Here is a 6,025-nt window from a genome sequence, read left to right as displayed (position 1 = left end):
GCCACAAACGACTCAAGGCACGATGGGCCGATCAAAACCTGCTTAGCCTCTTTACTCATATGCGATAGCCCTGCAGTCAAAGGGGATGATCGCCGCTGCTACTGGGTGAACTTTCGTATCGCCAGTCTCTCGCGGCGGACTTGGAGGGCGCGGCGGACTTGGAGGGCGGCAGCCGGCGCTTCGCTGTCAGATTCAGGTCCAACTGTTGGCTGCATGCCCACTATGCCATCTCTGCTCCGGACTCGCCGTCGCAAGCGTAAAGCCGGGGGACGCCTCTTGCAAATAGTCCTTCGAACACCATCTGCTTCGCTAGCATTTCGGACGGAGGAAAGGATGAGCATGACACGCCAAGACGTTCTCTCGATCCTCGGACGCGTCGACGACGCAACGATTGCTGAAATCATTGCGTCCGGTGCTTCGCTCGAGGAGTTAAGAGAGGCATGGGCCTGGGCTTTTGCCGATGAGGCGCTGATGAGCGAGGGACGACCGCTGCCAGGAACACGGATGGCAAATCTAATCGATCTGATCCAACCTGACGAAGACCTGGCGGATCCGGCCCAAGGGAATCCCGGCGGCAGCCATTAATTCTGAGAAGCCGGCTACAGCTTTTCGAAGACCAATCCCGATTTCGCGTGAGCCCCTAACTCTGCGAGCCTTGCCATCGCATGACGAGGCATCGGGCGGCGATTCGAATTGCCCCCGTCTTTAGCCGCTGGATGACGGGCTAGCCGTCAATATCCATAGGCTGATTTACGCCGCCAATCTTCGGCCCAGTCATCCAGTGCGGCGCCACAGGCACATTGTCGATCACACCGACCCTGCGTGCCCAAGCCGTAAACGTCTTGTGCGCCGACTCGACAGACTTCCGACCATCATACGCAGCGTAGCAAGTGTCACATGCCGCCGCGTGAAGGAGGCCTCGCCTTTCGACCGGCCATTCCTCCAGAAACTCTATCGCATCCATGAGACAAACGATCTTTCGGAGAGCAAAGGTATCGTCCCGTACGAAAATCGCATGTTTGAACATCTCACTTTCCATAATGACCTCCCTTCGAATTGCGCGCCAACCGATTTCTGCCTCGTCCTGTCGCCAAGATGAGGGGTAAGCCGACGAACCCGGCAGACCAGGCGGCAGCTGTGGAAAAGATCGGAATCGCCTCTTTTCAGTTCAAGAGGAGATGGCGAGACGAACAGCCAGAATCTTAAGGCGCCTTGCGAGCGCAGGGCCAGCATGGCAAGCAAGGGCGGGATAATGATCAAGTCTCGCGCGTTCGCCACGGTGAGGCTGTGGCGCAATGTGTCGATAAACGTCTACTCGTCAGGGCTGATCGCGTCCGGCAGTGAAGGGGTTGTCAGCGATTGAAACACGCTCACTCATCACCACCTCGATCGGCGATGCATAAATCGCCTCAAGGTTCCGCCAACGCTGGCCCATGATGCGACGCTCGCAAAGCAGCGGCGTCGCTGGCCCGCAGCAAGGCCAGTTGAAGCCGGTTCCAGAAAGATCCGCGCCGGCAATTTTCCACGACTCGTTCGCGTGCTTGGACTCGAGCGACTTCACTTGCTTGCACCTGCATCATTCGTCTCTCCGATGGAGCGAAGGATTCGCCGGAGACGGCGACGTGCCGCCTCCGGCCTGCTCTATGCGTCAGTGGGTGCCTGTCGCTTCTGATTCACGCTGACTTCAGGCCGCGTTCTTTTCGGCTTCGATCTGTCGCGGCGCTGCCTTTGCCGTGCTGCCGGCGATGGCGATCCGGCGCGGTTTCATCTCTTCGGGAAGCTCGCGCTTGAGATCGATGTTCAGCAGCCCATTGTTCAGGCTGGCGCCGACGACCTTCACATGGTCGGCCAGTTCGAACCGACGCTCGAAAGCGGGCACGGCAATGCCGCGATAGAGGTACTGGCCATTGTCCTCGCCAGGTTGCGACCCACTCACAACCAACAGGTTAGGCTGATGAGTGATTGTCAGCTGATCCTGCGAGAAGCCGGCGACCGCCATGGTGATGCGATAGTCGTCCTCACCAGCCTTGGCGATGTCGTAGGGCGGCCAATTGTCTGTCGCAGTGACGCGGCTCGCATTTTCCAGCATGTCGAAGACGCGNTGCTGGACCGGAACAGGGGGGCAAAATCAAGGTTTGTCCTCATAGCCATATCCTCCTTTGAGCAACATGGTTTGCAACAAGGCCTAGGATCGCCTTGAAGCCTCCTAGGCTCTACCGGCCCCATCTGGCGACCGGCAATTAGCTATTTATAACAGGGCGTTGTGGCTTCAAGAGGGCGCATAGGAAAATTTTCAGCGAGCAGTGAAATTTCTTCGATGCCCGGTAGATTTCGGATCATAAGGCCGAAGGCTAGTGTCCATATATGAAACAAATTCGAAAACCACGCCCCAAGCGATTTTCCAGCCTTCCACCTCCAGCATTGCGCCCCTCCAAGTTGGATAATGGGAAAGCCGCGCCATTCCCGTGTACGGCTGGTAGCGGTCATTCATCGTTTGTGAGACAGTCAGGCAATCAAGCCAAGTTTGAAGGACGGCAAATGCCACTGCGACGCTATGGCGGAGCATTCGACGCCGCTGATCTGGCCCTGCTAAAGCGAGTGTTCGACCAAATATCCAAGGAGCGCTTCCTCGCCAAGAAAGACGTGGCGCAGATGGAAGCACTCGCCGAGGAAGTCGTCAACGCTTTCCAGAACGGGATCACAGATGAAGCGGACCTATTGAAGGCCCTTTCTAAGCAGCGCCGCAGAGGTCGGCGAATTTCAAACTGAGACACTACCGGCTGCGCGATGGCGGCGGTTCATGTCTGCTGAGTGCGCAGGTGCGAGCAAAGCAAGGAGGAGTGCCAGGCTGGCGCGACGTGAGCGCCGCAGCACCGTTCGTGATCGTCTCTTAGCTTCCGATCTGGCTAGCCCACCAAATTTCGTGGTGTGGGAGGTGCCGATACGGAGGCGCCGAGCATCGCCAGGTGGGAGCAGGTCAGCAGATGGCCCGAGCCGATCGCTATCCTGCGTGGTTTCGATGGAAGGAAATTTCACGCTGGCGGGGCCCTCCGAGAGAAATGAGTTCGGCATTCGCCATTCGCTACGATTTCGCGCAACCAAGTCAGTTTGCCAGCATTATTAAGAAAAAGCACCGCAGGAAACCCATGTTGCACCATAGCATGCCTCGGGAATTTGAGATCGGTGACGAAGTGGCGCTGACCAGTACGGTGATCACGGTTCTCCCCAGCGGGCGCGCTAGAGTAAGCATCCCATCATATAACCATCCCTATGCGATCGATCCGCCACCTAAAACCCGAGCAGGAGATAAGGTCGTTCTCGTTGGGGATGTTACTCGCGTCGATCGCGAAGCCGATAAATTGACGGTGCGAATTGATTGCGGAGGCCTGATTACTGTCGACAAGGCGGCGATTACCAGGCTGAAGAAGCACCGCCGAGCTGGAGCGGGTTGAAGCCGGGCAGGGAAGTTTCTGCGCACGATGCGCTCGCCAAATTCCGCCGTGAACGGCACCTCCTGATCGGATTCCGGCAACGCACGATGGAAAGGGCAATCCCGCCGCTCGAAGCCTCGCCAGTGACGGCCGATAGGTGCTTATCAGCTGTCCGCAGCATGAGCTTGAGGCCAGCAAGGGATACCACGAATCTGTTACGCCGTTCGAGCGTCGCGGCAACCGTCTACCAGTCTTGCCTGCCATACCACTCGTCAATGTCCCGGCGAACCTGATCCTTCTCCAGGCCGTAGCGCTCCTGAATGATGCCTTCAAGTTGGTCGCGTTTACCGCCGATGCGGTCTAGGTCGTCGTCCGTAAGTTTGCCCCACTGTTCCTTGACCTTGCCCTTAACCTGCTTCCAATTTCCTTCGACGCGGTCCCAATCCATGGCAGTGATCTCCTGGTTTCCGAAATGAAAACGTTATCCGGTAAGAGAAGTTCCTGCTGATTTTGAAACGCGGGCTCACATAGGTACCGCGCCGTGCTTGCCACCAGCACGAACGTTACGCGCGAAAGGCCTTTGCGATCCCTCATGACGCTGCAGAAATCCGTGCCCAAATCACTGGCTGTCGGTTTCACCGTGATCTGGCCGATATCTCAGGAAAACACCAATCGGAGGTCCAGAGTCTTGTGGGCTTGCTGGACAAGGAGAACTTCACCGTCAAGATCGCTGCTTTCGCCGTCTGACTACATAGGTTCTTTGTTCTAGACGTCGAATGCCACGCCACGCGGCATTCTGGGTGGTTGATAAGTTGTTGAATGACCGCGCTTGGCTCGTGTCGCCGTAAGTGGTGTAGCTCAGCGGTAGCAAAAGCTGCTCGCGAGCGCGCCCTTGATGGCGCTGTAGGGAGCGAGCGGCTTTGCGGTGGTCATCGGCGCTTTCCGGTAGGGTCTGGTTGCGACACCAACCTTTGACCGGAAGGACTACCGATGACCGACGACATGATGAACCTGCGCGCGCTCGTGGAGAAGACACCCGACGCCGATCTGTTGCGTGAGATGATCGGCTTTGCCGCCGAGCGTCTGATGGAGATGGAGGTGGGCGCCGCGACGGGTGCTGCCTATGGCGAGAAAAGCCCACTTCGGACGGCCCAGCGCAACGGCTACCGCGACCGGGACTGGGAGACTCGCGCCGGCACGGTCGAGCTGCGCATCCCGAAGCTGAGGAAGGGCTCCTACTTCCCGGGCTTCCTCGAACCGAGACGCATGGCCGAGAAGGCGCTGACCGCGGTGATCCAGGAAGCCTATATCCAGGGCATCTCGACACGCTCGGTCGACGACCTGGTCAAGGCGATGGGCATGAGCGGCATCTCCAAGAGCCAGGTCTCTCGGCTGTGCGAGGAGATCGACGGCAAGGTGAAGGCCTTCCTCGACCGGCCGATCGAAGGCGACTGGCCATACCTGTGGATCGATGCGACCTACCTGAAGGTGCGCCGTGGCGGCCGCATCGTCTGCGTCCCGTCATCATCGCCGTCGGCGTCAACGCGGACGGCCGGCGCGAGGTGCTTGGCATGGAGATCGGCACCTCGGAGGCCGAGCCGATCTGGACGGAGTTCCTGCGCAAGCTGACCCGTCGCGGCCTGCGCGGCGTCAAGCTCGTCGTCTCCGACGCGCACGAAGGCCTCAAGGCGGCCGTCACCAAGGTGCTCAGCGCGACATGGCAGCGCTGCCGCGTCCACTTCATGAGGAACGTGCTGGCCCATGCCGGCAAGAGCGGCCGCAGGGTCGTCTCAGCCTTCATCGGCACCGCTTTCGCCCAGGAGACGCCCGAGGCCGCGTCCGTACAATGGCGCACCGTCGCCGACCAGATCCGGCCGAAGGTGCCGAAATTGGCGACAATCATGGACGACGCCGAGCCCGACGTGCTGGCCTACATGACCTTCCCGAAGCAACATCGCGCCAAGCTCCACTCGACGAATCCGATCGAGCGTCTCAACGGCGAGATCAAGCGGCGCACCGAGGTCGTCGGAATCTTCCCGAACGACGATGCGATCGTGCGCCTCGTCGGCGCCCTGCTGCTCGAACAGAACGATGAATGGGCCGTCCAGCGCGCAAGATACATGACACTGGAAACGATGTCGCAGATGAGCGATGATCCTTTGATCAGCTTGCCAGCCGTGGCGCGCTGATCAGCCCGGCCAACGCCGGAGAGCACGGCGATCAAAGCCATCAGCTACACCACTCCCAGGGACACGATCCGCGCTTGCGCCAAGAGAGGCTCTCCTTGGCCGCAAGCTTATGCGGGTAGCGGTGCGAAGGCGGTTTTGATTCATAGGAGCGTTTTGTGTGCTCTTTCGAACCGCGCCGGATATCGAACCCCGCCCTTGCGGGTTCAGGAATCCCGGCTCGGAAAGCCGGGCGTCCAATCGTCCTGTGCCGAGAAGCCGCTCACGCGGGGTCGCGTGCTTTGCGGCGCCGGTCCAGGCGAGCGACTGCGGATTTGCCTGTGGTCGAGGAAACAATGGTTGGAACAGAAGAGGCATTCGCCAGTTTGCTGGCATGCAGTCGGTGTTCGAACAAATTGCGCGGTCGCT

At 59.3% G+C, this 6,025-nt stretch carries 6 protein-coding genes and 2 pseudogenes; 4 read left to right on the top strand and 4 right to left on the bottom strand.

Annotated features, from left to right (window positions below; genetic code table 11):
• Positions 1-333 precede the first annotated feature (333 nt).
• Positions 334-585 carry a hypothetical protein gene (locus tag X744_RS139945; RefSeq protein ID WP_023763185.1) on the top strand — a complete coding sequence of 84 codons (252 nt, stop codon included), beginning with the start codon at positions 334-336 and terminating at the stop codon, positions 583-585.
• A 139-nt stretch (positions 586-724) separates the two neighbouring features.
• Here X744_RS139945 and X744_RS139950 read toward each other — a convergent pair whose 3' ends face one another.
• The 3 genes and pseudogenes from X744_RS139950 to X744_RS00415 form a co-directional block, all read right to left on the bottom strand.
• Positions 725-1,027: a DUF982 domain-containing protein gene (locus tag X744_RS139950; protein ID WP_280948983.1), complete on the bottom strand. Its 303-nt coding sequence runs from the start codon at positions 1,025-1,027 to the stop codon at positions 725-727.
• A gap of 291 nt (positions 1,028-1,318) precedes the next feature.
• Positions 1,319-1,561, bottom strand: a complete 243-nt coding sequence (locus X744_RS139955) for a hypothetical protein (RefSeq protein WP_023763183.1) — start codon at positions 1,559-1,561, stop codon at positions 1,319-1,321.
• Between the two features lie 123 nt (positions 1,562-1,684).
• Positions 1,685-2,145: pseudogene (locus X744_RS00415) on the bottom strand (Hsp20 family protein).
• A gap of 393 nt (positions 2,146-2,538) precedes the next feature.
• Here X744_RS00415 and X744_RS139960 point away from each other — a divergent pair.
• Complete coding sequence (locus X744_RS139960; protein WP_023763181.1) at positions 2,539-2,769, top strand: hypothetical protein; 231 nt, start codon at positions 2,539-2,541, stop codon at positions 2,767-2,769.
• Between the two features lie 290 nt (positions 2,770-3,059).
• Positions 3,060-3,452 (top strand): hypothetical protein, encoded by a 393-nt coding sequence (locus X744_RS0139085; protein WP_023763180.1) that lies wholly within the window; start codon positions 3,060-3,062, stop codon positions 3,450-3,452.
• 223 nt (positions 3,453-3,675) lie between these two features.
• Here X744_RS0139085 and X744_RS139965 read toward each other — a convergent pair whose 3' ends face one another.
• On the bottom strand, positions 3,676-3,879 hold the full coding sequence (locus X744_RS139965; protein ID WP_023763179.1) for a CsbD family protein: 204 nt from the start codon (positions 3,877-3,879) through the stop codon (positions 3,676-3,678).
• Positions 3,880-4,421: 542 nt separating this feature from the next.
• On the opposite strand from X744_RS139965, the pseudogene X744_RS01000000170700 reads away from it, so the two are divergent.
• A pseudogene (locus X744_RS01000000170700) lies at positions 4,422-5,620 on the top strand (IS256 family transposase).
• Positions 5,621-6,025: the final 405 nt, after the last annotated feature.

This window comes from Mesorhizobium sp. LNHC252B00 (assembly GCF_000502955.1).
Taxonomy (GTDB): Bacteria; Pseudomonadota; Alphaproteobacteria; order Rhizobiales; family Rhizobiaceae; genus Mesorhizobium.
This window is presented reverse-complemented; position numbering and strand designations above follow the sequence as displayed.

Coding starts and splice junctions, on each gene's coding strand:
- X744_RS139945 (WP_023763185.1), top strand. CDS start 334: ATGAGCATGACACGCCAAGACGTTCTCTCGATCCTCGGACGCGTCGAC.
- X744_RS139950 (WP_280948983.1), bottom strand. CDS start 1,027: ATGTTCAAACATGCGATTTTCGTACGGGACGATACCTTTGCTCTCCGA.
- X744_RS139960 (WP_023763181.1), top strand. CDS start 2,539: ATGCCACTGCGACGCTATGGCGGAGCATTCGACGCCGCTGATCTGGCC.
- X744_RS0139085 (WP_023763180.1), top strand. CDS start 3,060: ATGAGTTCGGCATTCGCCATTCGCTACGATTTCGCGCAACCAAGTCAG.
- X744_RS139965 (WP_023763179.1), bottom strand. CDS start 3,879: ATGGATTGGGACCGCGTCGAAGGAAATTGGAAGCAGGTTAAGGGCAAG.